This is a genomic window from Saccharomonospora iraqiensis subsp. paurometabolica YIM 90007, from assembly GCF_000231035.2.
GTDB classification, from domain to species: domain Bacteria; phylum Actinomycetota; class Actinomycetes; order Mycobacteriales; family Pseudonocardiaceae; genus Saccharomonospora; species Saccharomonospora paurometabolica.
Genome location: NZ_KI912190.1, coordinates 1 through 1,123, shown reverse-complemented (window position 1 = coordinate 1,123; position 1,123 = coordinate 1). Strand labels below are relative to the sequence as shown.

Below are 1,123 nucleotides of genomic sequence, written 5' to 3'. Positions count from 1 at the left end.
GTCCTGCTGGTCGTGGGCTCGGCGGGCCGGGGCGAGGACGCGCGCGGCGCGACCGCGCCCGCTTGAGGCCGCCCCCGGCGGGGAATACCGTTCGTGGTGACGAGCGGAGAGGCGCCGATGCCAGTGGAGGACCCGGCGGGCGGCAGGTCCGGGGGAGACCGTCCCGGTACCCCGGCACTGTCCGGGCTGCGTCTGGACGAACTGCTGCACGAGGTGCGCGACCGGATCGGCGAGATCGTGGACACCCGCGACCGGCTGCAGGGGTTGCTGGACGCGGTGCTCGCCGTGGCCTCCGGACTGGAACTCGACTCCACGCTGCAGCGGATCGTGCAGGCCGCCACCGAGCTGGTCGACGCCCGCTACGGCGCCCTCGGGGTGCTCGACGACCACGGCGGCCTCGCCCGGTTCGTGTACTCCGGCATCGACGCCCAGACCCGCGCGCGGATGACCCACCTGCCCGAGGGGCGCGGCCTGCTCGGCCTGCTCATCGACGACCCGCGCCCGGTGCGCCTGGCGGATCTCACCCGGCACCCGGCGTCGGTGGGTTTCCCCCCGCACCACCCGCCGATGCGCAGCTTCCTCGGGGTGCCGGTGCGGATCCGGGACACCGTGTACGGCAACCTCTACCTCACCGAGAAGCGCGGCGGTGCCGAGTTCACCGCCGACGACGAGGTGGTGCTGCGGGCGCTGGCCGCCGCGGCGGGGGTGGCCGTGGACAACGCCCGGCTGTTCGAGCGGTCCCGGACCCGCGAACGCTGGCTGGAGGCGGTCGCCGAGATCGACGGCGAGCTGCTCGGCGGGGCCTCGGTGCACGACACCCTGGAGCTCGTGGTGCACCGGGTGCGCGAGCTGGCCGGGGCGCCGGACACGATGATCCTGCTGGCCGCCGAGGAGACGGCCGAGGTGGTGTCGGTCAGCGTGGCCACGGGGGAGCGGGCCGAGCGCCTCGACGACCTCGTGGTCGACCCGGTGGGGGGACAGGATCCGGTGGCCGCGACGATGCGCGACGGGACGCCCCGGCTCTTCGCCGACCTGACCACCGCGCTGCCGGAGGATCCCGCGGTGTCCGCGGCCGGGCTCGGCCCCGCCGCGGTGGTGCCGCTGTCCGGGGCGGCCGGTCCGG

1 protein-coding gene is annotated in these 1,123 nt (G+C 75.9%); it reads left to right on the top strand.

Annotated features, from left to right (window positions below):
* Positions 1-117 precede the first annotated feature (117 nt).
* Positions 118-1,123: GAF domain-containing protein (locus SACPADRAFT_RS24805; protein ID WP_007027691.1), on the top strand; the 1,006-nt coding region annotated here is incomplete at its 3' end.